Source organism: Polaromonas sp. (assembly GCF_043778355.1).
GTDB lineage: Bacteria > Pseudomonadota > Gammaproteobacteria > Burkholderiales > Burkholderiaceae_C > Polaromonas.
The window spans coordinates 23183-47065 of sequence record NZ_JAYWHI010000042.1 but is presented as its reverse complement, the minus strand read 5'-3'; the positions used below and the strand labels follow the sequence as shown (position 1 = coordinate 47065).

The 23883-nt window shown below is 61.7% G+C and carries 21 protein-coding genes; 3 read left to right on the top strand and 18 right to left on the bottom strand.

The window, feature by feature from the left end; translation table 11 throughout:
* Position 1: 1 nt before the first annotated feature.
* From ACH2CW_RS07475 to ACH2CW_RS07465, 3 genes are all read right to left on the bottom strand, one after another.
* On the bottom strand, positions 2 to 1636 hold the full coding sequence (locus ACH2CW_RS07475) for a pseudouridine synthase (protein WP_395056672.1): 1635 nt from the start codon (positions 1634 to 1636) through the stop codon (positions 2 to 4).
* 11 nt (positions 1637 to 1647) lie between these two features.
* On the bottom strand, positions 1648 to 2397 hold the full coding sequence (scpB, locus tag ACH2CW_RS07470) for an SMC-Scp complex subunit ScpB (RefSeq protein ID WP_395056670.1): 750 nt from the start codon (positions 2395 to 2397) through the stop codon (positions 1648 to 1650).
* 102 nt (positions 2398 to 2499) lie between these two features.
* Positions 2500 to 3534, bottom strand: a complete 1035-nt coding sequence (locus ACH2CW_RS07465) for an RluA family pseudouridine synthase (protein WP_395056668.1) — start codon at positions 3532 to 3534, stop codon at positions 2500 to 2502.
* Positions 3535 to 3551: 17 nt separating this feature from the next.
* Between ACH2CW_RS07465 and ACH2CW_RS07460 the strand changes: the two genes are divergently transcribed.
* Positions 3552 to 4376 carry an outer membrane protein assembly factor BamD gene (locus ACH2CW_RS07460; RefSeq protein ID WP_395056666.1) on the top strand — a complete coding sequence of 275 codons (825 nt, stop codon included), beginning with the start codon at positions 3552 to 3554 and terminating at the stop codon, positions 4374 to 4376.
* On the opposite strand, the gene ACH2CW_RS07455 is transcribed toward ACH2CW_RS07460, so the two are convergent.
* Positions 4339 to 6345 carry an ATP-dependent DNA helicase gene (locus ACH2CW_RS07455; protein WP_395056664.1) on the bottom strand — a complete coding sequence of 669 codons (2007 nt, stop codon included), beginning with the start codon at positions 6343 to 6345 and terminating at the stop codon, positions 4339 to 4341. The genes ACH2CW_RS07460 and ACH2CW_RS07455 overlap by 38 nt on opposite strands.
* The gene (locus ACH2CW_RS07450) at positions 6345 to 6548 is read right to left on the bottom strand and encodes a DUF465 domain-containing protein (protein ID WP_395056662.1); all 204 of its coding nucleotides are present in this window, start codon (positions 6546 to 6548) and stop codon (positions 6345 to 6347) included. Before ACH2CW_RS07450 ends, ACH2CW_RS07455 begins: the two co-directional genes overlap by 1 nt.
* Positions 6549 to 6630: 82 nt before the next feature.
* On the opposite strand from ACH2CW_RS07450, the gene ACH2CW_RS07445 reads away from it, so the two are divergent.
* Positions 6631 to 7389 carry a PP2C family protein-serine/threonine phosphatase gene (locus ACH2CW_RS07445; RefSeq protein WP_395056703.1) on the top strand — a complete coding sequence of 253 codons (759 nt, stop codon included), beginning with the start codon at positions 6631 to 6633 and terminating at the stop codon, positions 7387 to 7389.
* Positions 7390 to 7402: 13 nt separating this feature from the next.
* On the opposite strand, the gene ACH2CW_RS07440 is transcribed toward ACH2CW_RS07445, so the two are convergent.
* The 13 genes from ACH2CW_RS07440 to ACH2CW_RS07380 all read right to left on the bottom strand — a co-directional run bounded on the left by ACH2CW_RS07440 (position 7403) and on the right by ACH2CW_RS07380 (position 22260).
* Positions 7403 to 8047 carry a hypothetical protein gene (locus ACH2CW_RS07440; protein WP_395056660.1) on the bottom strand — a complete coding sequence of 215 codons (645 nt, stop codon included), beginning with the start codon at positions 8045 to 8047 and terminating at the stop codon, positions 7403 to 7405.
* A complete protein-coding gene (gene zapE / locus ACH2CW_RS07435; RefSeq protein WP_395056658.1) occupies positions 8044 to 9141 on the bottom strand; it encodes a cell division protein ZapE in 1098 nt (365 codons plus the stop codon). Before zapE ends, ACH2CW_RS07440 begins: the two co-directional genes overlap by 4 nt.
* Positions 9142 to 9161: 20 nt before the next feature.
* Complete coding sequence (gene lpdA, locus ACH2CW_RS07430; protein WP_395056656.1) at positions 9162 to 10589, bottom strand: dihydrolipoyl dehydrogenase; 1428 nt, start codon at positions 10587 to 10589, stop codon at positions 9162 to 9164.
* A 10-nt stretch (positions 10590 to 10599) separates the two neighbouring features.
* Positions 10600 to 11877 (bottom strand): 2-oxoglutarate dehydrogenase complex dihydrolipoyllysine-residue succinyltransferase, encoded by a 1278-nt coding sequence (gene odhB, locus ACH2CW_RS07425; RefSeq protein WP_395056654.1) that lies wholly within the window; start codon positions 11875 to 11877, stop codon positions 10600 to 10602.
* A 64-nt stretch (positions 11878 to 11941) separates the two neighbouring features.
* Complete coding sequence (locus ACH2CW_RS07420; protein ID WP_395056652.1) at positions 11942 to 14821, bottom strand: 2-oxoglutarate dehydrogenase E1 component; 2880 nt, start codon at positions 14819 to 14821, stop codon at positions 11942 to 11944.
* 236 nt (positions 14822 to 15057) lie between these two features.
* Entirely contained in the window at positions 15058 to 16773 is a 1716-nt protein-coding gene (soxB, locus tag ACH2CW_RS07415; RefSeq protein WP_395056650.1) for a thiosulfohydrolase SoxB, read from the bottom strand.
* A 119-nt stretch (positions 16774 to 16892) separates the two neighbouring features.
* The gene (gene soxX, locus ACH2CW_RS07410) at positions 16893 to 17537 is read right to left on the bottom strand and encodes a sulfur oxidation c-type cytochrome SoxX (protein ID WP_395056648.1); all 645 of its coding nucleotides are present in this window, start codon (positions 17535 to 17537) and stop codon (positions 16893 to 16895) included.
* Between the two features lie 18 nt (positions 17538 to 17555).
* Positions 17556 to 18353 carry a sulfur oxidation c-type cytochrome SoxA gene (gene soxA, locus ACH2CW_RS07405; RefSeq protein ID WP_395056646.1) on the bottom strand — a complete coding sequence of 266 codons (798 nt, stop codon included), beginning with the start codon at positions 18351 to 18353 and terminating at the stop codon, positions 17556 to 17558.
* Positions 18354 to 18394: 41 nt separating this feature from the next.
* Complete coding sequence (gene soxZ, locus ACH2CW_RS07400) at positions 18395 to 18706, bottom strand: thiosulfate oxidation carrier complex protein SoxZ (protein WP_395056644.1); 312 nt, start codon at positions 18704 to 18706, stop codon at positions 18395 to 18397.
* 151 nt (positions 18707 to 18857) lie between these two features.
* Positions 18858 to 19325: a thiosulfate oxidation carrier protein SoxY gene (gene soxY, locus ACH2CW_RS07395; RefSeq protein ID WP_395056642.1), complete on the bottom strand. Its 468-nt coding sequence runs from the start codon at positions 19323 to 19325 to the stop codon at positions 18858 to 18860.
* 124 nt (positions 19326 to 19449) lie between these two features.
* Positions 19450 to 20568 carry a c-type cytochrome gene (locus ACH2CW_RS07390; RefSeq protein ID WP_395056640.1) on the bottom strand — a complete coding sequence of 373 codons (1119 nt, stop codon included), beginning with the start codon at positions 20566 to 20568 and terminating at the stop codon, positions 19450 to 19452.
* Positions 20552 to 21883 (bottom strand): sulfite dehydrogenase, encoded by a 1332-nt coding sequence (gene soxC / locus ACH2CW_RS07385; protein WP_395056638.1) that lies wholly within the window; start codon positions 21881 to 21883, stop codon positions 20552 to 20554. Before soxC ends, ACH2CW_RS07390 begins: the two co-directional genes overlap by 17 nt.
* Entirely contained in the window at positions 21877 to 22260 is a 384-nt protein-coding gene (locus ACH2CW_RS07380) for an ArsR/SmtB family transcription factor (protein ID WP_395056636.1), read from the bottom strand. The genes soxC and ACH2CW_RS07380 overlap by 7 nt, the downstream gene beginning before the upstream one ends.
* A gap of 380 nt (positions 22261 to 22640) precedes the next feature.
* Here ACH2CW_RS07380 and ACH2CW_RS07375 point away from each other — a divergent pair, with 380 nt between their 5' ends.
* Positions 22641 to 23858, top strand: coding sequence for a surface lipoprotein assembly modifier (locus tag ACH2CW_RS07375; protein ID WP_395056634.1), 1218 nt, complete (start codon positions 22641 to 22643; stop codon positions 23856 to 23858).
* The last annotated feature ends 25 nt before the right edge of the window (positions 23859 to 23883 follow it).

The window sequence follows — 23883 nt, the reverse complement described above, 5'->3', positions numbered from 1 at the left end:
TTCAGCGGTTTCCGCCCCGGTTTCCACCGCCATTGCCCCGGTTCCCGCCGCCCCGGTTTCCACCGCCTCCGCCACTGCCCCCTGTGCCGCCGCGCCGCTGGCCGGTCCCGCCACCAGCAGGACCATTGCCCCCGCCGCGCCGCGGGCCCTGGGCCTGGCGCTGACGGGTAAAGGTTTCGGCACCGATGTAGCCGAAAGACGTTTTCATCGGGTCGGGCTGTGCACCACCGGGCCCCTTGTCGGCACGGTCGCCGCGGCCACCGCCGTCATCGCGGCGACGTTGGCCCTGGCCTGGATTGCCACCGAAGTTTCCCGGCGGGCCGGAACGCGGGGCAGACCCGCCGTTGCCCCCACCCGGACCGCGGCCCTTGCCGCCGCCGCCACGGCGCCGGTTGGCGTCACGCGGCGCGTCGTTGCGGGGCATGGGCGGCTGAAACTCATGGGGTCCGGTCTCCTCGCCATCGTCCTGGCCCGACGCAGCTTGTTGCTCCGGCGGCCGGGCCGCTCCAGCGTCCGTGCGCCCTCGCCCACCGCGCGACCTGTCGTTGCGGCGTGGACCGCGTGCGGGGCGGGACTCACCCGTGCCGTCTTCAGCCTCAGCCTGCGTTTTAGGCCCGCGCGGGTCGGCGCGTGACTCCGAACGCCCGACCGCACTGGTCAGGGCCCAGATGTCGCGTTCGTCGAGCTCCACAAAAGCTCCGCGCTTGAGACCGCGCGGCAGCACCACGGCGCCGTAACGGATGCGGATCAGGCGGCTGACAGCATGGCCTACAGCCTCGAACATGCGGCGGACCTCGCGGTTGCGCCCTTCGGAAATCGTCACGCGGTACCAGCAGTTGGCACCCTCGCCGCCACCGGCTTCGATGGTGCTGAACTGGGCCAGACCGTCGTCGAGCTGCACGCCGTCAAGCAGGCGTCTTTTCTCTTCATTGTTCAGGGCACCCAGCACCCGGACCGCATACTCGCGCTCCAGACCAAAGCGCGGATGCATGAGTTTGTTGGCGAGCTCGCCGGAACTGGTCAGCAGCAGCAAACCTTCGGTGTTCAAGTCCAGTCGGCCGACCGACTGCCACTTGCCCTGGAACAGCTTGGGCAGCTTGCGAAACACCGTCGGCCGGTTTTGCGGATCGTCGTGGGATACCACCTCGCCAGAGGGCTTGTGGTAGGCGATCACACGCGGCGGCGGCGGATCGATCCGCACCCGGATGGGCTTGCCATTGACCTTGACCGTGTCGCCGAACTGGATGCGCTGGCCGATGTGGGCCGGTTCGCCATTGACAGAAATCCGCCCTTCCAGGATCAGTTGCTCCATTTCGAGCCGCGAACCCAGGCCAGCCTGAGCCAGCACCTTGTGCAATTTGGGCGTTTCCGGCTGGGGCAGCAATACGCGTTTAGCCAACTCCACTGCGACATCTTCCTCGTCAGCGTCGAATTGACCAGTGACCACGTCGTCGAAGCGGTTCGCTGGTGCGCTTGAGGGCGGGGCCTGGCGAGACGGCCTGGTCTCGTCTGCAGCGATTTCATTCGCTATCAAATCAGGAGCTTCCTGCGCTTGCTGGTTATGGGCGGGAGCCTTGTTTGGCTCTTCAATCTGGGGGGCCGGAACGGCCGGAGCCGGATTGTCGTTGGGGTTCATGCGGTGGTCATTCAGGCGTGGGAATCTGGAGAGGCCAGGCCGGCAGGCGGGGCTTCCTGCAAGCTGTCAAAGTCTGCCGGCTCGGCAGGGCTGGCTCCGGCCAACGCCGCCTCTGTTTCGCTGGGGAGCGCGGTTTCGGAGTCGCCATCACTCAGGACATGCGTCGGCGCATCCAATGCCAGTACATCGTCGCCAGCGGGCGATCCCGCCAGGCCGAATTCGATTTGCTCCAGCATGGACGCCTGGCCGGCCGCGTTGTCCATGGCCGGAAGCTGGTCCAGCGATTCAACGCCGAGGTCGTCCAGAAACTGCCGCGTTGTCGCATACAGGCCGGGGCGCCCCACGGTCTCGCGGTGTCCGATCACTTCCACCCATCCGCGGTCCTCAAGTTGCTTGAGGAGCAGGCTGTTGATGGTCACCCCGCGGATGTCCTCCATGTCACCGCGCGTCACCGGCTGGCGGTAGGCAATGATGGCCAGCGTCTCCAGAGTGGCACGGGTGTAGCGCGGCGGCTTTTCGGGATGCAGACGGTCGAGGAACTCACGCATCTCGGGCCGGCTCTGAAATCGCCAGCCGGTAGCCACATGCACCAGCTCCACGCCGCGCCCGGACCAATCGTTTTGCAGGTCCTCAAGCAACAACTTCAGCGTGTCCGCGGTGAGCGCCCCGTTGAACAAAACACCCATGTCGCGAACAGGCAGTGGCTGTTGCGCGCAAATCAGTGCCGTTTCGAGGACGCGCTTCGCATCCGTCGTATTCATGGTCTTGGTTCCGAAAGTAGTCGAGGTCAAGGCGCCTGGCAGCGCAATTCACATCATGCGCAAGCACCTCATCAGGGTGCGCCGTGTGCGGGTAGCAGAAAACTACTGGCTTTGATTGTATCCCAGCCCCATTTCGGCCACGGCGGCGGCCAGGTCAGCCGGTAGCGGCGACAGGAACTCCAGCGCCTCTCGGGTCACGGGATGCGTAAAGGCCAGCCGGCAGGCATGCAAAGCCTGGCGCGCCATCCCGGCGGCGGGCTTTCCGCCATAAACCTCGTCCGCCACCAGCGGATGGCCGATAGCCGCCATGTGGACCCTGATTTGATGGGTCCGGCCGGTCTGCAGCTTGCAGCGCACCAGGCAAAACCCGCCGTCGCTGGCCAGCCTGAAGATGCCGGTGGACGCGGTCTTGCCGGAATGTCGGTCCAGGTCCACCACCGCCATGCGCAGCCGGTTGCGCGGATCGCGGCCTACCGGATCGTCCACCTGGCGCGCGGCCGGGCCTTGCCATTCGCCGTGAGCCAGCGCCAGATATTCCCGGCTGACCGTTCTGGCAGCAATCATGGCCACCAACTGGTCCATCACCTGGCGCTTGCGCGCCACCACCATCAGTCCGCTGGTGTCCTTGTCCAGCCGGTGCACGATGCCGGCGCGCGGCAGCAGGCTGGCCTGTGGATCCCGGCCAAGCAGACCATTGAGAAGCGTGCCGCTCCAGTTGCCGGGCGCCGGATGCACCACCAGCCCGGCCGGCTTGTTGACGACCAACAAGTGTTCATCTTCAAACACAATCTCCAGCGCCATGGTTTCTGGCCGGAAGGCCTGGCTCTGCGGCGTGGGTTTGAGCTCGACCTGCAAGGTATTGCCAGCCTTGACGCGCCCCGCCGACTTGGTCACCGTCACGCCATTGAGTTGCACCGCCCCGGCAGCGATCAGCTGCTGCAGATAGCTGCGGGAAAATTCAGGCACCGCCTGCGCAAGTGTGCGGTCCAGTCGCTCCCCGTGGCTGCCCGCAGCCACCACGACCTGTCGCAACTCGAACCCGGCACCGGCCTCCAGCTCGTCGGCGATCTCGTCCGACAAGGTCTCCTCGGCATTGGCGCTCGATATAATCAATTTGCTTTGTTCAGAATCAGTCATTAACAGGATCAATTGCGATGTTGTCCACCAAATTATCGGTTGTTCCCGCCACCCGCCCTGTTGCCGCAGTCGTGCTGGCCTGCGTTTTTGCGCTTTCTGCCTGCTCCTCGACGACCGTCAAGGACCCCACTGCGGCGTGGAGCCCGAACAAGATTTATGCGGAAGCCCGAGAAGAAGCAAACTCCGGCGCTTACGACAAAGCCATTCCACTGTTTGAGAAGTTGGAAGGCCGGGCCGCCGGCACCCCGCTGGCCCAGCAGGCGCAGCTTGAAAAAGCCTACGCCCAGTACAAGGGCGGCGAGCAGGCGCAGGCGCAGGCCACGCTCGACCGGTTCATGAAGCTGCATCCAGCCAGCCCGGCCATCGATTACGCCCTGTACCTCAAAGGCCTGGTCACCTTCAACGAAAATCTGGGCCTGTTCAGTTTTCTGTACCGACAGGATTTGTCGGAGCGTGACCAGAAAGCCGCCAAGGAATCATTCGACGCGTTCAAGGACTTGTCCAGTCGTTTTCCCGATTCCAAGTACACCGCCGATGCGCGCCTGCGCATGACGTATATCGTCAACTCGCTGGCGCAGTATGAAGTCCATGTGGCGCGCTACTACTACACCCGTGGCGCCTACATTTCGGCCATCAACCGTGCGCAGACCGCCCTCACCGACTACCGCGACGTGCCGGTGCTTGAAGACGCGCTGTTTATCCTGTACAAATCCTACGATGCGTTAGGCATGGTCCAGCTGCGCGATGACGCCAAACGCGTGATGGAAAGAAGCTACCCGAAAAGCGAGTACCTGACCAAGGGTTTCAGATCGGTTGAGACGCCGTGGTACCGCTTCTGGTAAGCAGGTCCAGCCGATCATTGAGCTCGTCTTCTGATGCCAGCCTCTGCATGGCGGGCAAGGCCCGCAGCAGCCGTTTGCCATAACCCATGACGGCCAGCCGGTTGTCACAAACCACCAGCACGCCCTGATCGGTTTCACGTCGAATCAGCCGGCCCGCGCCCTGCTTCAGCGCCACGGCGGCCTCCGGAAGAAAATAGTCGTTGAAAGCGCTTTTACCGCCCGACTCCAGCGCCCGTGACCTGGCTTCCACCATGGGATCGTTGGGCGGTGGAAACGGTAACTTGTCGATAACCACAAGTTGAAGCGCCTCGCCTGGCACGTCAATGCCTTCCCAAAACGATGCAGATGCGACCAGCACACATGCACGCCCCCCGCCATCGCCCCCCTGGCGGAAGCGTTCAATCAGTTCGCGTTTGGGCATCGCACCCTGCACCAGAACCTCGATATCGCCCGCACTGTCGAAAGACGCCTGCAGCGCTTCACCGATGGCGCGCAGGGCGCGCAAGGTGGTGGTCAGCACCATGGTGCGCCCACGTAACCGGCGCGCCCAGCTTGCCGCCGACGATGCCACCGCCGCGGTATGGGCCGGGTCGCCCGGTTTCGGAAAGTTGCGCGGGACGTATATCGCAGCCTGCCGTGCGTAGTCGAACGGGCTGCCAACGCGCAGCACCGACGCCTGCGTCAGCCCGCAAGGCTCGGTGAACCAGCTCAGGCGCTCGTCATCGCCGAGAGTGGCCGATGTGAATATCCAGGACTTCGCAGCCGCCTTATCGTCGGCGAACACACGGGGCTCAATGGCCTTCGCGATGTCCAGCGGCGACTCGACAAGGCGCAGCTGCGTTCCCACGTCCAGCCAGCGAACCGCGCCTGCTTCGGGCGGCGCTGAAAACGCCTCGGCACGTGCGGCCAGTTCCAGCGCGCGTTCGTGCAGTCGGACAAAATCAGGCGCAATTTCAGTGACGCTATCCAGCGCTTCGCAGGCAACCTGCAGTGCGCCACCAAGTGCTGCCAGCGCGGTTGACCACGCTTCGGCACTCAAGCCTTCCGGTACAGCGTCGTTCCAACGCAGTTTACTGCCCGGGAAAGCCTTGCCCACGGACAGGCGCAAATCGCGTGCCGCGTGCTCGGTCGCACTCGCCAGGACCTGCCAGTCCGCCAGCCCGCGCGCCAGTTGCATGCCAGTGGCCAGCATATCGCGCGAAAAATCCAGCAATTGACCTGTCGAGAGGTTCCTGCCCAGAAACTGCACGCCGGTTTCATTGAGCTGGTGCGCTTCATCAAAAATGGCGATGCGCACTGTGGGGAGCAATTCAGCCATGCCCGACTCACGCACCGCCAGATCGGCAAAAAACAGATGGTGGTTGATGACCACCACATCCGCTGCGAGCGCCTCGCGGCGCGCCTGATTGACATGACAGGCACGAAACCGCGGACACGGCGACCCCAGACAATTTTCACGCGTGGATGTCACCCAGGGAATCACCGGCGAGCGTTCGTCCAGGCCCGGCAGTTCTGCCAGATCGCCGGTTGCGGTGCCCCGCGCCCACTTCTCTACCTTGGCGAGCGCGCTCAGCGAGGTGCGCCCGGGAAAGCCCGCATCATGACGCGCCATCTCCATGCGGTGCAGGCACAGATAACTGCCACGCCCCTTGAGCAAGGCGGTGCTGACAGGCACTCCCAAGGCCTTGACCAGCGTCGGCAGATCGCGTCCAAACAACTGGTCCTGCAAGGCCTTGGTTGCGGTCGACAACAACACACGCTCACCACTGAGCAAGGCCGGAACCAGGTAGGAAAAGGTCTTGCCGACACCGGTACTCGCCTCGACCACCAGCGGGTAGCCCCCTTCAATCGCACTCGCAACGGCAAGCGCCATCTCGGTCTGCCCGGTGCGGGGGACAAAGTGCTCGGTGGCGCGCGACAACACGCCCTCAGGGGCGAAGGCCGCCAGGACTTGGGACGCCAGATCCATCAGGCGGGTTCGGGAGGATCCAGCGACTTCTCGATCTCGGCGATCTGGTCGCGCAGCAGCAAGCGCCGCTTCTTGAGGCGCCTGAGCATCAACTCATCGATTGGAATCGCGTGCGATGTGATGTCCACCAGGGCATTGAGGTCGGCATGTTCGATTTTGAGGTCAATCAGGCGGCGCTCCGGGGAGTGTAGATTTATGTCCAAGGTTTTGTGTGCGCAGGCTGCTTCGTCTGATAATACGTCGGTTACGGAGATAAATCGAGTCCCCATGGCTCGGCCACTGAATATGTCCAAAGGTTATCGAATCACAGCGTCCACCGGGATTCACAAGGGAGACCGCGACTATCAGCAGGATCAGGTAGCCCTGCTCAGCCACCCGCGCGTTGCCGGTTGCATGCTCGGCATCGTGGCTGACGGTATGGGGGGACGCAGCGGCGGGCGCAAGGCATCTGACCAGGTCATGATGACCGCCAGGCAATTGTTTGAGCGCTATGCGCCGGCCAGCGATGACACGCCCTTGATGCTCAAGCAATTGGTGGAAGAAGCGCACACCGTGATTCGGCTGACCGCCATTTCTGCCGAACAGGAGCCGCACAGCACGCTCGCTGCATTTCTGATCAATCCCGCCGGTGACTGCCACTGGGTCCATGCCGGTGATTCCCGCGTTTATCATTTTCACGGCGCCAAAATGGTCACGCGCACCATCGACCACTCGTACGTGCAAATGCTGGTGGACCAGGGAGAGATCAGCGAAGACGAAGCCAACGTCCACCCGCAGTCCAATATCCTGATGGGCTGCCTGGGGACCGAGGAAGGCCCACCGGTCACCCAGCATTTCATACCTCAGTTGCGCCCAGGCGATTCATTGATTGCCTGCAGTGACGGCGTGTGGCACTACTTCAGTCCCAACGAAATGGGTTCCGCACTGTCGATGCTGTCACCGCGCGAAGCAACGGAATTTCTGATTCAGAAAGCCCGCTCTCGCGCTCACGGTGGCGGTGACAACCTGTCGCTGGTCATCGTCAAGCTCGAAGCCCTCGAATAAAGTCGCAGGGTCCCTATTGCGGCGTGGGCAGGGATTTGGCGGGCGCATTGGTCTGCTCGCGCTGTTTTTGATCGCGACTGGCTTTGCGCTCTTTCACTTCCTGCTGTTTGTCGTTGTATTTTTCAACTTCGTCAGCAACGGCTGCTTTCTTGTCTGCGCGGGCCTGCGCTCTCTCCTGAGACCCCCTGGCCTTGTTTGCCGCATCGGCGGCATTGAGCGCTTCATTTTGCTTCAGGGTGCCCCGTTCGTCGGCCTTCTGCTGCGTCCGCTCCGCCCGTTCCCGCGTTTCCTGCAAGGCCTGGGCGCGGCGCTCGGACGCCTCCTGCAGGGCTTCGGCGGATGATTTTTCCTCGGTTTTCCGGATCTGGGCGGCGGCTTTTTCCTTGCGCTCCCGGTCATCGAGGGCAATTTCCTGCTGTCGCAACAGGCCCAAGGCTTCACGTCGGCGTGGCTGAACTTCCTTCAGGCAACTGTTGGTAAAGAATTTTTTGTAACAAGCAGCTTCTTCCCTGTCAAACCCGGCCTCCAGGGCCACACGTTCGGTGTTGATACGTTCGCGCTCCTTTTGTGCCGCCGCCGAAAAAAGGTCTTCCCTCGGCTGCGCCGCAGCCATGACACCGAATGTGAGTGCAAGCAGTATAAGAAGTGATTGTTTCATGTCAGGGTAGTGTCCACGTCGCGCCGTTCAGTCGCCAGAAATTCCGCGGATTGCATTTCATTGAGCCTGGAAATTGTCCTTGGGAACTCGTGGGCCAGGGGGCCTTCGGTGTACAACGCTTCGGGCAACACCTCGGCCGACATGATCAGTTTGACACGGCGGTCGTAAAGTACATCCACCAGCCAGGTAAAGCGCCGGGCCTCGGACGCCATGCGCACCGGCATGTAAGGTACATCGCTGAGCAACACGGTATGAAACTGGGTGGCGATCTCCAGGTAGTCGTTTTGTGAACGCGGCCCGCCACACAGGGTCTTGAAGTCGAACCACACCACCCCCCCGGCCTTGCGCCGGGCATGGATCTGGCGGGATTCGATCTGCAATACCGGTGACTCATCCTGGGACTCGGCCAGGCGGTCAAAAGTTTCCTTCATCTCGGCGTCAGCCTGTGCCCCCAGCGGCGTGTGATACAGACGCACCTGCTCCAGCGTGCGTCGCCTGTAGTCCGTGCCGTTGTCCACACTCAGGATTTCAAGGTTTTCCTTGAGCAGCTCAATCGCCGGGAAGATGCGCTCGCGATGCATGCCATTCGGATAGAGATCGTCAGGGCGAAAATTGGACGTGGTGACAAAACCCACCCCGTTGTCAAACAGCGCCGTCAGCAGGCGATGCAGAATCATGGCGTCGGTGATGTCTGCGACGTGAAATTCGTCAAAGCAGATCAACCGGTAACGCTTTGCAATGCGTCTGCCGAGCTCGTCCAGCGGATTGGCCATACCCTGGAGGTCACGCAACTCGCGATGGACCTCCCGCATGAACTCATGAAAATGAAGTCGCGTCTTTCTCTTGAGCGGAACCGCGTTGTAAAAGCAGTCCATCAAAAAGCTTTTTCCGCGCCCAACACCGCCGTGCATGTAAACCCCCCGCGGGATGTCGGGCCGGTTGATCAGCTTTTTAAGCGCATTCGAACGCTGTTCCTTGAAGGCGGCCCACTCGGTGGCGCAACGCTCCAGCTCAGCGACCGCGCGCAACTGCGCAGGATCGCTGGTGTACCCCCTGCTCTTCAGCTCGGACGCGTACTCCGAAGTAACCGACATCGTGGCCTTGACCAGCGCGATCAGAAGTTCAAGGTGCGCTTGTCGACGGCCAGCGCCGCTTCCTTGGTCGCTTCGCTGAGCGACGGATGGGCATGACAGATTCGGGCGATGTCTTCCGAGCTGGCGCGGAACTCCATGGCCACCACGCATTCGGCAATCAATTCGCTGGCCATGGGCCCGACGATGTGCACACCCAGGATCTCGTCGGTGGCGGCATCGGCCAGCATCTTGACCATGCCGGTGGTGTCGCCCAGTGCGCGCGCGCGGCCGTTGGCCATGAAGGGGAAGGTGCCGGCCTTGTAAGCACGTCCAGCCGCCTTCAGCTGCTCCTCGGTCTGGCCGACCCATGCGATTTCAGGGTTGGTGTAAATCACCCAGGGAATGGTGTTGAAATTGACATGACCGTGCTGGCCGGCGATGCGCTCAGCCACTGCCACGCCTTCTTCTTCGGCCTTGTGCGCCAACATCGGGCCGCGCACCACATCACCGACAGCCCAGACATTGGGCAGATTGGTTCTACAGTCCCCATCGACCACAATCGCGCCGCGCTCATCGAGCTTCAGGCCGACGGCGTCGGGTGCCAAGCCAATCGTATTGGCCACCCGCCCAATCGAGACGATCAGCTTGTCCACCTCCAGCGTCTGGGCTTCACCCTTGGCATCGGTGTAGGCAATGCTGACGCCCTTTTTGCTGCTCTTGATCTCACCGACCTTCACGCCAAGCGCGATTTTCAGACCCTGCTTGTCAAAAGCCTTTTTGGCCTCCTTGGCGACCTGCTGATCGACCGCGCCCAGAAAGGTGGGAAGGCCTTCAAGCACTGTCACTTCAGCGCCCAGACGGCGCCAGACCGAGCCCATCTCCAGCCCGATCACGCCCGAGCCAATCAGGCCCAGCTTCTTTGGCACCGCGCCTATGCGCAAAGCACCGTCATTGGACAAAATGTTTTCTTCGTCAAACGGCGCGCCAGGCAAGGCACGCGCGTTGGAACCGGTGGCCACAATGATGTGTTTTCCGGTGATGCTTTCCTCGGCGGCACCGGTCACCTTGATCTCGTACAAGCCCTCTTTGGCCGCAGCAAACGAGCCGCGCCCATGGAGAAAGGTGACCTTGTTTTTCTTGAACAGGTAGACGATCCCGTCGTTGTTCTGCTTGACCACGTTGTCCTTGCGGGCCAGCATTTTGGCCACGTCGAGCTCCAGGCCCTTGACCGCTATGCCGTGTTCGGCAAAGTGGTGACTGGCGTGGTCGTAATGTTCCGACGATTGCAGCAGCGCCTTGGAGGGAATGCAGCCGACATTGGTGCAGGTGCCGCCCAGGGCCGGGCCGCCCTTGGCGTTTTTCCACTCATCGATACAGGCGACGTTGAAACCCAGTTGTGCGGCGCGAATGGCGGCAATGTAGCCACCCGGGCCGCCGCCGATGACGACCACGTCAAATTGTTTGGACATGGGTGGCTCCTTAGATGTCAAACAGCAGGCGGGCCGGGTCTTCCAGCGCTTCCTTCATCGCCACCAGGCCAAGCACGGCTTCACGGCCGTCGACAATGCGGTGGTCGTAGCTCATCGCCAGGTAGTTCATCGGGCGAACCAGGATCTGGCCGTTTTCGACCACGGCGCGGTCCTTGGTCGCATGCACGCCAAGGATGGCCGACTGCGGCGGGTTGATGATGGGGGTGGACAGCATGGAGCCAAACACGCCACCATTGGAGATCGAGAAGGTGCCACCGGTCATCTCTTCAATGCCCAGCTTGCCGTCGCGCGCCTTGGCGCCGTACTCGGCGATCTTCTTTTCGATGTCGGCAAAACTCATCTGGTCGGCATTGCGCAGTATGGGCACCACCAGACCGCGTGGCGAACCGACGGCGATACCGATGTCGAAGTAGCCGTGGTAGACGATGTCATTGCCGTCCACCGAGGCATTGAGCACCGGGTATTTCTTGAGCGCATGCACGGCCGCCTTGACGAAGAAGCTCATGAAGCCGATCTTGGTGCCGTGTTCTTTCTCGAACTTTTCCTGAAAGCGTTTTCGCATCTCCATCACCGGCGCCATGTTGACCTCATTGAAGGTGGTCAGAATGGCGTTGGTCGATTGCGATTGCAGCAGGCGCTCGGCGATACGCGCGCGCAGGCGGCTCATGGGCACGCGTTGCTCGGGGCGGTCGCCGAGATCATTCGCCTTGGCCGGCGCTGCCACTTGAGGCAAGGAAGTGGCTGGAGCGCCTGTCGGAATTGGGCTGGCAGCTATTGATTTAGGAGCAGATCCGGTGGCCACGGCGCCCAACACGTCACCCTTGGTGACACGGCCGTCCTTGCCGGTGCCGGCCACGGAACCGGAAGCCAACTGGTTGTCGGCCATCAGTTTGGCAGCAGCGGGCATCGCGACGCCGGCCATGCTGCCGCCGCTTGCGGCAGGCGCGGGTGCTGACGTCACGGCAGTTGCCGGTGCAGGCGCTGCAGTTGCGGCTGCGGCTGCGGGCGCTGCTGCCGCCACCTTGCCGTCGGTGTCAATGCGGGCAATCAGTTGCTCGGCGGCCACGGTGCCGCCATCGGCGACCAGGATTTCGGACAACACGCCGGCCGCCGGGGCCGGCACTTCCAGCACCACCTTGTCGGTTTCGATCTCGATCAGGATTTCGTCGATGGCGATGGCATCGCCGACTTTTTTCTTCCACTGCAGCATGGTCGCTTCAGCAACAGACTCGGACAACTGGGGGACTTTGACTTCTACGGTAGCCATGTAAATTCTTTCGTTATGTGGGAGATAGACCAGGCACGCGCCAAGCAGCGCGTGCAGCCGTTTCTTATTTGGTCAGGATGAAGCCCTTGAGCTTGCTGAAGGCACCGTCCACCAGCGCCTTTTGCTGCTCCTGGTGCAAGTGCGAATACCCGACGGCGGGCGACGCGGAAGCTGCCCGGCCTGAATAAGCCAACTTCTGGCCGTCCGACATGTTCTCGTGGATGTAGTGCTGCACAAAGAACCAGGCGCCCTGGTTTTGCGGCTCGTCCTGGCACCACACCACCTCGGCGAGGTTCGGGTACTTCCTGAGCTCACTGGCAAACGCTTTGTGCGGGAAAGGATACAACTGCTCGACGCGCAGGATGGCAACGTCGTCCAGGCCTTTTTCCTCGCGCTTTTTGGCCAGGTCGTAATAGACCTTGCCCGAGCAGGCGATCACACGTTTGACCTTGTCGGCTTTGAGCTCTCGACTGTCCGGAATCACGGTCTGGAAGCTGCCCTTGGTGAACTCGCTCAGCGGCGACGTCGCGTCCTTGTTGCGCAACAGCGACTTGGGGGTCATGATCACCAGCGGCTTGCGCAGGTTGCGCACCATCTGGCGGCGCAACACGTGGAAGATCTGTGCGGCAGTTGTCGGTTGCACCACCTGCATGTTGGTGTCGGCCGACAACTGCATGAAACGCTCAAGGCGCGCCGAGCTGTGCTCCGGGCCCTGGCCTTCGTAGCCGTGCGGCAGCATCAGCGTGATGCCGTTGACGCGGCCCCACTTGACCTCACCCGAGGCGATGAACTGGTCGATCACGACCTGCGCGCCGTTGACGAAATCGCCGAACTGGGCTTCCCAGATCACCAGCGTATTCGGATCATTGGAGGCGTAACCGTACTCAAAAGCGAGTACGGCCTCTTCGGACAGGATGGAGTCGATCACCACAAACGGCGCCTGGTTCTCAGCGACGTTTTGCAAAGGCACGTAGGTGCCGGTATCCCACTTCTCGCGGCTCTGGTCGTGAATCACGGCATGGCGGTGTGTAAAGGTGCCGCGCCCGCAATCTTCGCCCGACAGACGCACCGGGTAGCCGCTGGCCACCAGCGAGGCAAAGGCCATGTGTTCGCCCATGCCCCAGTCCACCGGGATGTCGCCTCGACCCATGGCCGCGCGGTCGTCATAGACCTTCTTGACCAGCTGGTGCGCTGTCACGGTGGCGGGAATGGTGCTGACTTTTTCGGCCAGGCGTTTCCACTCGGCCATCGGGATGGCGGTGTCACCGGCATCGGTCCACTTCTTGCCGAGGTAAGGGCTCCAGTCGACCGCGTAATTGCTTTTGAAGTTGGTCACCACCGGGTCAAAGGTGCTCTTGCCGGCGTCGAGTGCGGCGCGCACGGCCTTGACCATGTCATCGCCCAGCGTCTCGCCCATGCCCTGGGCCGAGAGTTTGTCGGCGTACAACTTGCGCGTGCCGGGGTGCTGGGCAATCTTCTTGTACATCAGGGGCTGCGTCAGCGCCGGTGTGTCCTGCTCGTTGTGTCCAAGCTTGCGGAAGCAGATGATGTCGACCACCACGTCCTTTTGGAATTCCATGCGGAACTCCAGCGCCCACTGGGTTGCCAGCACCACGGCTTCCGGGTCGTCGCCGTTGACGTGCAACACCGGCGCTTCAATCATCTTGACAACGTCGGTGCAATACAGCGTCGAACGGCTGTCGCGCGGGTCGCTGGTGGTAAAACCGATCTGGTTGTTGATGACAATGTGCACCGTGCCGCCGGTGGAGTAACCCCGTGTTTCGGCCAGTGCCAGTGTTTCCATGACCACGCCCTGCCCTGCGAAGGCTGCGTCACCGTGCACCAGCACCGGCAGCACCTGCAGGCCTTTGGGGTCGGCGCGGCGGTCCATGCGGGCACGGACCGAACCTTCAACCACCGGGTTAACGATCTCGAGGTGGGAAGGATTAAACGCCAGGCTCAGGTGCACCGGGCCGCCAGGTGTCGTCACGTCGGAGCTGAAGCCCTGGTGGTACTTGACGTCACCGCTGGGCAGATCTTCCGGCGCGGTGTGGTCAAACTCGGCAAACAGATTGGCAGGCACCTTTCCCAGGGAATTGACCAGCACGTTCAAGCGGCCGCGGTGCGCCATGCCGATCACGATTTCCTTGATGCCTATGCTGCCGCCGCGCTGGATCAGCTCGTCCATGCTGGCGATGAAACTTTCGCCGCCTTCGAGCGAGAAACGCTTCTGGCCGACGTATTTGGTGTGCAGGAAACGCTCCAGGCCCTCGGCCGCGCTCAGGCGGTCCAGGATGTGAAGCTTCTTTTCCTTGCTGAAATTGGGCTTGCTGCGAATGCTTTCGAGCTTTTGCTGCCACCAGCGCTTCTGCGCCTGGTCGGTCATGTACATGTACTCGGCACCAATCGTGCCGCAGTAGGTTTCGCGCAGCGCATTGAGCAGCTCGCGCAGGCTCATGGTCTCCTTGCCGAAGAAGGTGTTGCTGGTGTTGAACACCGTTTCCTGGTCGGCATCGCTGAACCCGTAGAAGGACGGGTCAAGCTCGGGAATGTTGTCGCGTTCGGCGCGCTTGAGCGGGTCCAGGTCGGCCCAGCGGGCGCCGACGTTGCGGTAGGCAGCAATCAGTTGCTGGACGGCCGTGCGTTTGCGGCCCATTTCGGAGTCGGCACCACTGGCGACCACCACTTTGGTCTGACCCTGTTTGGCACGCTCGGCAAAGGCATTGACGACCGGCAGGTGCGGCACGTCTTTGGCATTGCTGCCGTCGACGGCAGGGACATTTTGCAGGGCGTCGAAATACTCGCGCCAGTTGTCGGGCACGCTGCCGGGGTTGGCGAGGTAGTTTTCGTACATCTCCTCGACATAGGGCGCATTGCCGCCGAAGAGATAGGTGTTGCCCTGATAGGCCGAATACACGGACGATGCCGCCGGGATTGAACTCATTACGCTGACCTCCGTTTCCCTTGAGGAAACATTAGCTGACCACAACGGGATGTGGCTGGTTGATTAACCTTCCGCGATCACGGCTTGACCGATTGGCGGATGCGACTGTGGCAAGGAAGGGCCTTCAGAAACGCTTTCAATTGTGCCACCGAATGCCCCAACGACAAAACCCGGACCACCACAAAGGCGTCCGGGTATTGTCACAAGGCCGTCAACAGCCTGTGATTTCCAGCGTTTCAGGCCAGGCCGGGATTTCCGGCGACGCCGATCAGGGCCGGCACATTGAGCTTGGGCGGTTTGATGACTTTTTTAGCCTGCAGCCAGGTCTCGACAACTTCCCAGGCTGGCGGTCCGGCATTTTTGCTGGCCTCGGCCACCGGCGCCCAGCCGGCGACTTTGTAGGTCTTGTCGGCATCAATGAGTTTGCCGCCCAGACGCATGTTCTGGATGCGCGAACCCATCTTCGCGCCCGGCTCGCAGGTGTAGGTCAATCCGCCAACCCGCACCATGTCGCCACCCTGCTGGTAGTAGGGGTCGGGGTTGAACAGGTTGTCGCCCACGTCTTCCAGGATGGTCTTGATCATGTCGCCGCGGATGTCGGTCAAGGTGGTCCAGGGGTAGGTGATGGCGGTCTGGTCCATCAGGTGTTCGCGGGTGATGGCCTGGCCCGGCAACAGCGAGGTGCCCCAGCGGAAACCCGGTGAAAACGCAATCTCGGCGCCACGCACGTCCATCAGCGCATCAAGAATCAGCTGGTCAAACGAACCGTTGAAGTTGCCCCGGCGAAACAGCGTACCTTCGGTGACCGCGAGTTTTTCCGAAAGTTTGGCTTCGTAGGGCGCGCGCACGTCGGCAATCAGTTTGCTCATGGCCGGGTCGGCCGCCAGCAGCTTTGAGAACACCGGCAGCAGGCGGTACTTGAAGCCGACGACTTTCTTGTCCTTGACGTCCAGATCCAGCACCCCGAGAAACTTGCCGTTGCTGCCAGCGTTGGTGACGATGGTCTGGCCGCCAGGGTTTTTGACGATCACCGGCACCGGCACGCCATCGTGCGTGTGGCCGCCGAGAATGGCGTCGATGCCAGTCACCCGCGAGGCCATCTTGAGGTCCACATCCATGCCGTTGTGGCTCAGCAGCACCACCGCCTGCGCGCCTTTTGCACGCGCTTCGTTGACGGTTTCCTGCATCTCGCTTTCACGGATGCCGAAGCTCCAGTTCGGTGTGAGCCAGGCCGGGTTGGCAATCGGCGTGTAGGGAAAGGCTTGGCCGATGATGGCCACGGCCACACCATTCATCTCCTTGATGACGTAGGGTTTGAACACCGGGTCACCAAAGTCGCTGGTCTTGACGTTTTGCGCGAGAAAATCGACCTTGCCGGCAAAGTCTTTCTCAACGATGGTCTTGATGCGTTCTTCGCCGTAGGTGAAGTCCCAGTGGCCGGTCATCACGTCCACGCCCAGCAGCTTGGCGGCATCCACCATGTCCTGGCCCTGCGTCCACAGCGCAGTGCCGCTGCCCTGCCAGGTGTCCCCGCCATCGAGCAGCAGCGCGCCAGGTCGGCCCGCTTTGAGCTGTTTGACCAGGGTGGCAAGGTGTGCGAAGCCGCCGACCTTGCCATATTGCCGCGCCGCACGTTCGAAGTTCAGGTAAGTGAACGCATGCGCCTCGGGCGTGTTGGCCTTGATGTGCGCCGCTTTCAAAAGTTGCGCGCCCACCAGGTGGGGCAGCCTGCCCTGCATCGCGCCCACGCCCAGATTGACGGAAGGCTCCCGGAAATAAGACGGCATCAACTGCGCATGGCAGTCTGTCATGTGCAACAGGTGCACATTGCCCGAGCGCGGCACCTCATACAGGCTGGAGGCTTGCGCTGCATTGGCGCTCCGATCCATGGGAAAGCCAACGGCCAGCGCGGCGGACATGACAGAGGAAAACTCGCGGCGAGACAGATTCATGGCGATGCCGATCCTGCCCGGCACGCCAGGCATCTATTAAGTTACTATAAATTTGATAGCTGCCTGCGCCCACTGGACATGGGCTACAGGCAAATATGAGCACTAAACTACCGGAATATTCACTTGTTCACGGGTGATTGCGGGTCCAGCAGCAGCGCCATCACATGCTGCATCTGGGCTTCGCTCAGGATGCCGGCATGACCAAAGCGCGGCATGCCGGAGCAGGCGTTGTAGGCCTTGGCATTCCAGAGCTTGCCCCAGGTGTAGTCGACGATGGGCTTGCTGGCCGCCGCCGCCGGGTCCGCCACGCCACGCAACTTGCCGTAGTTGTACAGGCTGGGGCCGATCGAGCCGAAGGAAAGCTCTTCCTTGCTGATCTGGTGGCAGTTGTAGCAGCTGCCGCCGTTGGCCGAGCCGGCGGCGTCGCTCCAGGTCATGCCACGGCCGTTCTGGGCGATTTTTTCGCCCTCCCGCCAGTCGCCGATAAATTTGCCATCAGAGGGCATCTTCACGGTTTTGAGGTTGGCTTCTTCAATGGCCTTGGCCAGCTTTTCATCCAGCGCAGCGCCCTGGGCTTCCGAGCAGTTTTTGTTGGAAGCGTCCTGGTCCAGCCAGGCGGTTTTGGCGATGCCCTGGTCCCGGAACGAAGACTTCAGCACTTTTTGCGTCGCTTCGGCCACATCCTGCGGGGACGGGCCGGTGGCGCAACTGGCCAGCAGCACGGTCAGGGCCAGCAAACCCGCTTTTTTAGAGGTGTTTTTCATCATGATGTCCTGCTCAATTCAACGCTTGAGGGCGGGCGCAGTGGAAACACCGCCCTTGCCGTTCACGCCCATGTACACACCGAGCGCAATCGTCACGTCCGAGGCATAACCGGGGAACGGAAAACGCTGCTGGCGATAACAGTCGTTCAGGCGGCGCTGCATGCTCCAGAGGTCACCGCTGGAGACCCGGTAGGCGGGCCAGGCGCCGAAGCCATCACCAGCGCCGGGGTTTTTGGTCAGGTTGGGCAGATCCTGCAGGCGCACGCGCTTGTTGTCCTCACCGTGGCAGGACGCGCAGGAAAAGTCGTACGGTCCACCGCGCTGGTAGAACACCTGTTTGCCCACCGCATACATCAGTTTTTCCTGGGTGTGGGCCTGGGGCAGGTTGAACTTCATGCCGCGCGACTCGCCCGAAATATAGGCCACCAGCGATTCGAGGTTTTTTTGTTCGTCGCGTCCGAACGGCGTTTTGGCGATGGTATCGGCGCTGAAGCCCTGCAGCGTTTCCATGCAGGTCAGCAGACGCGACTCCAGGTCCTGCACCCGCGCCGTGTCGGCGAAGTAGCGAGGCAGTTCGACGAAAGCGCCTTTGACGACGCCCGGGCCCTTGCCGAGGTTGCACTGGGTCAGGCTGGCGTTTTTGGGTCCACGCGCCTGCTTCCACAAGGCCTCGCCTTTGGCCTCAAAAAGCTCGGCCGGGTTGCCATCGGCCAACATGGCGCGGTATTCGGCAATTCCTTCAGCCGTGGTCTTTTGTGCTGCTGCCAGCATGGGCAGCAGGCCCAACGCCGCCAGACCCAACAGTTTCCATTTCATCGCTTGCTCCTCATGTTGTTATCCACCCCGCCAACTGCCGGTCAGGAAATGACGGCTTCGTCCGTGCGTTTTTCGCCCTTGTTGTCGGTCCAGTTGACGATGACTTTCTCACCGGCCTTGGCGCCCTTGAAGGCAAACTGCATGAAGGGGTTTTTCGACACGGCCGGTCCCCACTGGGCACTCATGACGGTCTTGCCATTGTGGGTGGCAGTGATGTTCTGGATGAACCAGGCCGGCACGGTTTTACCGGAGGCGTCCTTGCGCTGGCCACTTTCCATCTCGTGGCTGACCAGCACGCGAACGGTGGTCTTGTCGCCCTGGGCCTGGGCCCGGATTCTCATTGGATCTGACATGATTCTTTCCTTCAAATTTTATAAATAGCTTATCGGCGTAGCGAGCGGTTGTCAGCCTAGGCGCGGGTGGCTGGAAACCGGAACGTACTTCAGGTACGTGAGGATTGCCAGACGGGACCCGCAACGACGGATCACAGCCGCGCAGTAGCCGTTACCCGCCGCAACCGCCCAAAGTCACTTTCACTTCTTTCACCGAGTAGAAGAACTTGTCGCCGGCCTTGGCCAGTGCGTACACATTGGACGACTGCCCCATCTTGACGTTGGTCGACACATTGGCGTCGGTGCCGGCGGGAATGTCGAACAGCGCAGCCAGTGCGTTCGGATTCTTCTCGACCACCAGCGCCAGTTGCGTGGTGCCGGCGATGTTGCTCTGCGCGCCGACACGCACCACACTGCCGTTTTCAGCGATTTCCGGCGCCTGCAGGACCAGCTCTTTGCTTTCGGCCGGCGCGGTCGTTGCACCCAGCGCCTTGGCGGCTTCTGCCAGCGTCTTGCTCTCAAATGCGAGCTTGTTCCAGGCTGCAGCGGTTTGCGCCTGGGCGGGCGACAACCCAGCCGAGGCGGCCAGGGCCAGCGCGCCGGCGCCTGTTCCGGTGGCTAGAAAATGACGACGTTCCATGGTCTGAACTCCTTTAGGTATAACTTCAACTCATCTAAAACTTGAACACGATTGGACACAAAACCCGGGGCCCCGAACAGGGTGGTTATCCCGAGCCGCAGTCACCCACAACCCCTGTTCCAGGTCAAAACTCCTTGACCAGCCATTGGGCCAGTCGCCTGGATTCCACCTCACTCAGGGCCTGCGGGGGCATCGGAATGTTGCCCCAGACGCCTTGTCCGCCATCCCTGATTTTGCCCGACAGGTAATTCAACGCGTCGGCATGGTCTTTATATTTGTTGGCTATCTCCTTGAAAGATGGCCCAACCATCCTGTTGTTCATGCCATGGCAGGCGATGCAGGCGTTTTTTTGCAGCAGAGGCATCACGGCGTTGCTCCCCGCAGCACCGGTTGGCGTGTTGTTTGCTACTTTTTCAGGAGCGGCCTGCGCTTGCTGTGCAAGGGCTGGAACCTGTTTTTGTATCAAAATTTCAGACGGTGGGCGGCTCGTGTCAGCACCGCGACTGGCACCGACCAGGCGCGACTGCTCGGCCAGTTGTCCGTGCGCGTTGCGGGCGTAGTCGGGTAAAAAGCTTTTCACGGTCACGTCCTTTTTGCAGTCTCGCACGCAGCTCGAACCCTGCACATCAGGCCGAATCTGACCGCCCAGTTCCCGGCCGGGCCACATCGCATGCGCGGTGGTCATGCCCTTGCGGTTGGGCAAGCGCTCCTGCACCTCGCGGATGTTGGTATCGGACAAAGTGAACTCGGCCGGGACAATATTGCCCAGATTCAGGATGTAGGCTGTGACGGCATAGACCTCATCGGCAGTCAGTGACTTGGGCGCATTCCAGGGCATGGCGCGGTTGATGTAGTCCCACAGGGTGGACAAGGTGGCCACCTTCATCAAGGTGGTGCGCTGGGGCTGGTTGGCGCCCGGCAGCAAGCTGTCGACGCGGCCGGTGCGCATGTCCTGGGCCGAGGTGCCGCCGACAATCGGCGTGAAAATCTCGGCTGATTCGCCAAAGCTGCCGTGGCAGGACGCACATTGCGCCTCCCACAGCACCTCGCCCTGGCGCACCGAGCCCTGGCCTTTGGGCAAACCCTTGAAATCGGGACGCACATCAATGTCCCAGGCCCTGACTTCGGCGGGCGTCGCCGCGCGGCCTATGCCAGGGTACTTTTCTGCCGGCCCTGCTGCAATCGCCGCGCCGACCAGACAACTACCGGCCAGAACCAGCGCAGACTTAAGACAGTTGAACATTGCCGACCTCACCGTTTTCTGTCAGCGCCCAGGACTGGATGGCATTGTTGTGATAGATGCTTCGCGAGGCGCGCACCTTGCGCAATTCGCCGTAGGTCGGCTGGATCTGGCCGGCCTCGTCCGCCGCACGGCTCTGGAAAAACGCCGGTTTGCCGTCCCAGACAAAGTCGGCGTTGAAACGCGTCAGGCATTTGGACAACACCGGCCCCTCCAGACGCGCCGGCTTCCAGTTCTTGCCGCCGTCCACCGACACGTCGACGCGCTTGACCCGACCGCGGCCGCTCCAGGCCAGGCCCGTGATGGTGTGAAAACCCTTTTCAAGCAACACCTGACCGCCGCTGGGCGAGGTGATGACACTCTTGACCTCCTGAATGCTGGTGTACTGCCGGTGCGTACCATCGGGCAACAGGTCCACGTAATGGATGCTTTCGTCCTTGGTGCCATAGGGCATGTCGCCGAGCTCGATGCGCCGCAAATACTTGACCCAACTCACACCCTGCACACCCGGCACCACCAGCCGCAGCGGGTAGCCATTTTCGGGGCGCAGCATCTCCCCGTTTTGTCCATAGGCCACCAGCACCTGGCCGTCCAGCACCATGCTCATGGGAATCGTGCGCGTCATGCCGGAGCCGTCGGCGCCTTCTGCGAGTACAAATTTTGCGCGCTTGAAATCGGCGCCACACATCTCAAGCAGCGTGCGCAGCGGCACGCCGGTGAACTCGCTGCAACTGAGCATGCCATGGGTGTATTGCACCGTCGGCACCGCCACATTGCCCCACTCCATGCCGGTGTTGGCGCCGCACTCGATGAAGTGCATGCGGCTGGTGCTGGGCAGGCGCATGAGTTCGTCCATGCTGAACACTGAGGGGCGCTTGAGCATGTGCTCGTCCGAGCCATTGATCATCAGCCGGTGCCTGGAGGGGTCGATGTCCCACCAGCCCTGGTGATGCCGCTCGAAATGCAGGCCGCTGGGCGTGATGATGCCGAACAGGCCCTGCAGCGGCGCAAAACTCACGCTGGACTGTGGCACCCGTGTCAGGCCAGGACTTTGCCGGCGCTGCAGGTTCTTCTCCCACTCGCTGGGCTGACCATAGCCACTCGCCGCCACCGGCTGGCCGAGACCCTTGCTGTGCGCGGGCAGATTCATGATGGCGGGGTCATCACCCCCCTGCGCCAGCGCCTGGCGCGTCGCCACGGCGCCAGCCGCTGCTGCCATGGCACCAGCCAGAAAACCGCGACGCCCCGCGCGTACCGCCTGGATCTGTTCACGGTCGAGGAAGTTCTCCGGCGCACGCCGGATGAAGCGGCTCAGCATGAGCGGTCCGCCTGCACCGGTGACAGCGCCTCTCCCGGCGCCAGCGTGTCCGGCTCGTCGAGTTCGATCGCAATCTGGGTACACACGCTGCGGCACAGGGCCACAGCTTTCTCGCTGTGGACTCGGTAAATTACCTGCGTGCCCTCCTTGCGCTTGGCCAGCACACCGGTGCGGTACAGCACGGCCAGATGCTGCGACAGGTTGGGTTGCGTCGTATCAATCTCAAGCAGCAACTCGTTGACCGATTTTTCGCGCTCACACAGCGCGCTCAGTACCCGCAAGCGCATAGGCGTCGCCAATACGGCGAACAGCTCTGCCGCGAGCTCAAAAACCCGCCCCTGTTCTGATTTGGCGCCAGCCTGAATCATGGTGGTCATGAAAGCAATCTTTAAATATAAGCAATGACTGATATTAAGACTGCAAGGATCCAACCCGATACCGGGCATACCCTTACCAGGACATCGTCAGCGTTTGCTGTCGCACCGCCAGCGTGCCCACGCCTCAGGACCGGCGCGCTGACGCAACAACGCATGAAGGACTGTGGACTTGGTGCGCAAAAGTCACCGCAAAAAACGACCGCTTTACCTAAGCGCGTGCTATAAAACTTCAGCCAAGCTGTGGTCGTTATTAATTCATAGGTATTATGTTTTTTAGACGGTTGGTCCCCCTGTTCGTCAGCGGATGCGCATCGGCCTTGTTGCTTGCCGGGGTTGCCCACGCGCAAGCAGATGCTTTGGTCCGCGAATCACTGCTTCTTGTGGAGCAGGGAAAAGCCCGGCAAGCCTTCGACCAACTGGCCGCGGTCGAGATCGAGCGTGCCGGTGACCCGGACTTTGACACAGTGCTGGGCATCGCTGCCAACGAAACCGGTCAGTTCACACGCGCGGTATTTGCGCTGGAGCGTGTTCTGTCCGTACAGCCCGGAAACTCCCGCGCCCGCGCCGAACTCGGCCGGGCGCTGTTTGCCCTGGGCGACAACCAGGCGGCACGCCAGGTGCTCCAGGAAACAAAACGCGACGGCATTCCTCCAGAGGCGGCGCGAAAAATTGATGAATTTCTACAAGCCATCGACCGCAACGAGGAAGCGGCGCGGTCGTCGATCAAAGCTTACGCCGAAGCGGGTATCGGCATGGACAGCAACATCAACAGCGGCCCCAGCAATGCCAACGTCGCGGTCCCCTCACTCGGTGGACTGGTTTTGACCCTGGACCGCACAGGCGTCAAGCTCAAGGACAGCTTTTACAGCTTGGGCGCCGGTATCTCCGGCCGGTATGTCATTGACCCGCGCCTGTCCCTGATCGCCAGCGCCTCTGGCAACTACCGCTTCAACAACGACTACAACGACTTCGATACCCGTCAGTTTGATCTGAGCGTCGGTGCCAGCTACAAGGTCGACAAGGACGAATTCACGGCGGCTGCGCAGGTGGGCAGCTTCTCGGCCGACAACCGCGGCGTGAGGGACCAGCGCGGTGTGGTGGGCGAATGGACCCACCGCCCCGATGCGGCCAGCCAGTGGAGCACCTACCTGCAAATATCCACGCTGCGTTATCCCGGCCAAAACCTGCGTGACGCCGAACGGTACGTCCTGGGCACTTCGTACGCCACCGCATTTCGCAGTGGTTTGCTGGCCTTTGGCGGGGTCTATGCCGGGACGGAAAACGAGCGAGCCGCCAGTGTCCCCCACCTTGGGCACCGCCTGGCTGGCCTGCGCGCGGGCCTGCAGCAATCGATCAATGCCGACATCGATGTGTTCGCCAACATGGGGTACGAAGAGCGTCGCTACGGTGGCACCGATCCCTTGTTCCTGAGGACCCGCCGCGACCGGCAGACCAGCCTGAATCTCGGGCTGACCTGGGTCCCGTTTGTAAACTGGCGTGTCACACCGCAACTTTCGCTGCTCAAGACGAATTCCAACATCGCGATTTCCGATTTCAGCAAACGCGTGTTGTCCGTGACAGTACGCAGGGATTTCTAAGCGCTCCGGCTTCACCAAAAGACAC

Bases quoted from the DNA above. Each gene is read 5' to 3' on its own strand.
- ACH2CW_RS07475 (WP_395056672.1), bottom strand. From the start codon at position 1,636: ATGAACCCCAACGACAATCCGGCTCCGGCCGTTCCGGCCCCCCAGATT.
- scpB (WP_395056670.1), bottom strand. From the start codon at position 2,397: ATGAATACGACGGATGCGAAGCGCGTCCTCGAAACGGCACTGATTTGC.
- ACH2CW_RS07465 (WP_395056668.1), bottom strand. From the start codon at position 3,534: ATGACTGATTCTGAACAAAGCAAATTGATTATATCGAGCGCCAATGCC.
- ACH2CW_RS07460 (WP_395056666.1), top strand. From the start codon at position 3,552: ATGTTGTCCACCAAATTATCGGTTGTTCCCGCCACCCGCCCTGTTGCC.
- ACH2CW_RS07455 (WP_395056664.1), bottom strand. From the start codon at position 6,345: ATGGATCTGGCGTCCCAAGTCCTGGCGGCCTTCGCCCCTGAGGGCGTG.
- ACH2CW_RS07445 (WP_395056703.1), top strand. From the start codon at position 6,631: ATGTCCAAAGGTTATCGAATCACAGCGTCCACCGGGATTCACAAGGGA.
- ACH2CW_RS07440 (WP_395056660.1), bottom strand. From the start codon at position 8,047: ATGAAACAATCACTTCTTATACTGCTTGCACTCACATTCGGTGTCATG.
- zapE (WP_395056658.1), bottom strand. From the start codon at position 9,141: ATGTCGGTTACTTCGGAGTACGCGTCCGAGCTGAAGAGCAGGGGGTAC.
- lpdA (WP_395056656.1), bottom strand. From the start codon at position 10,589: ATGTCCAAACAATTTGACGTGGTCGTCATCGGCGGCGGCCCGGGTGGC.
- odhB (WP_395056654.1), bottom strand. From the start codon at position 11,877: ATGGCTACCGTAGAAGTCAAAGTCCCCCAGTTGTCCGAGTCTGTTGCT.
- ACH2CW_RS07420 (WP_395056652.1), bottom strand. From the start codon at position 14,821: ATGAGTTCAATCCCGGCGGCATCGTCCGTGTATTCGGCCTATCAGGGC.
- soxB (WP_395056650.1), bottom strand. From the start codon at position 16,773: ATGAATCTGTCTCGCCGCGAGTTTTCCTCTGTCATGTCCGCCGCGCTG.
- soxX (WP_395056648.1), bottom strand. From the start codon at position 17,537: ATGAAAAACACCTCTAAAAAAGCGGGTTTGCTGGCCCTGACCGTGCTG.
- soxA (WP_395056646.1), bottom strand. From the start codon at position 18,353: ATGAAATGGAAACTGTTGGGTCTGGCGGCGTTGGGCCTGCTGCCCATG.
- soxZ (WP_395056644.1), bottom strand. From the start codon at position 18,706: ATGTCAGATCCAATGAGAATCCGGGCCCAGGCCCAGGGCGACAAGACC.
- soxY (WP_395056642.1), bottom strand. From the start codon at position 19,325: ATGGAACGTCGTCATTTTCTAGCCACCGGAACAGGCGCCGGCGCGCTG.
- ACH2CW_RS07390 (WP_395056640.1), bottom strand. From the start codon at position 20,568: ATGTTCAACTGTCTTAAGTCTGCGCTGGTTCTGGCCGGTAGTTGTCTG.
- soxC (WP_395056638.1), bottom strand. From the start codon at position 21,883: ATGCTGAGCCGCTTCATCCGGCGTGCGCCGGAGAACTTCCTCGACCGT.
- ACH2CW_RS07380 (WP_395056636.1), bottom strand. From the start codon at position 22,260: ATGACCACCATGATTCAGGCTGGCGCCAAATCAGAACAGGGGCGGGTT.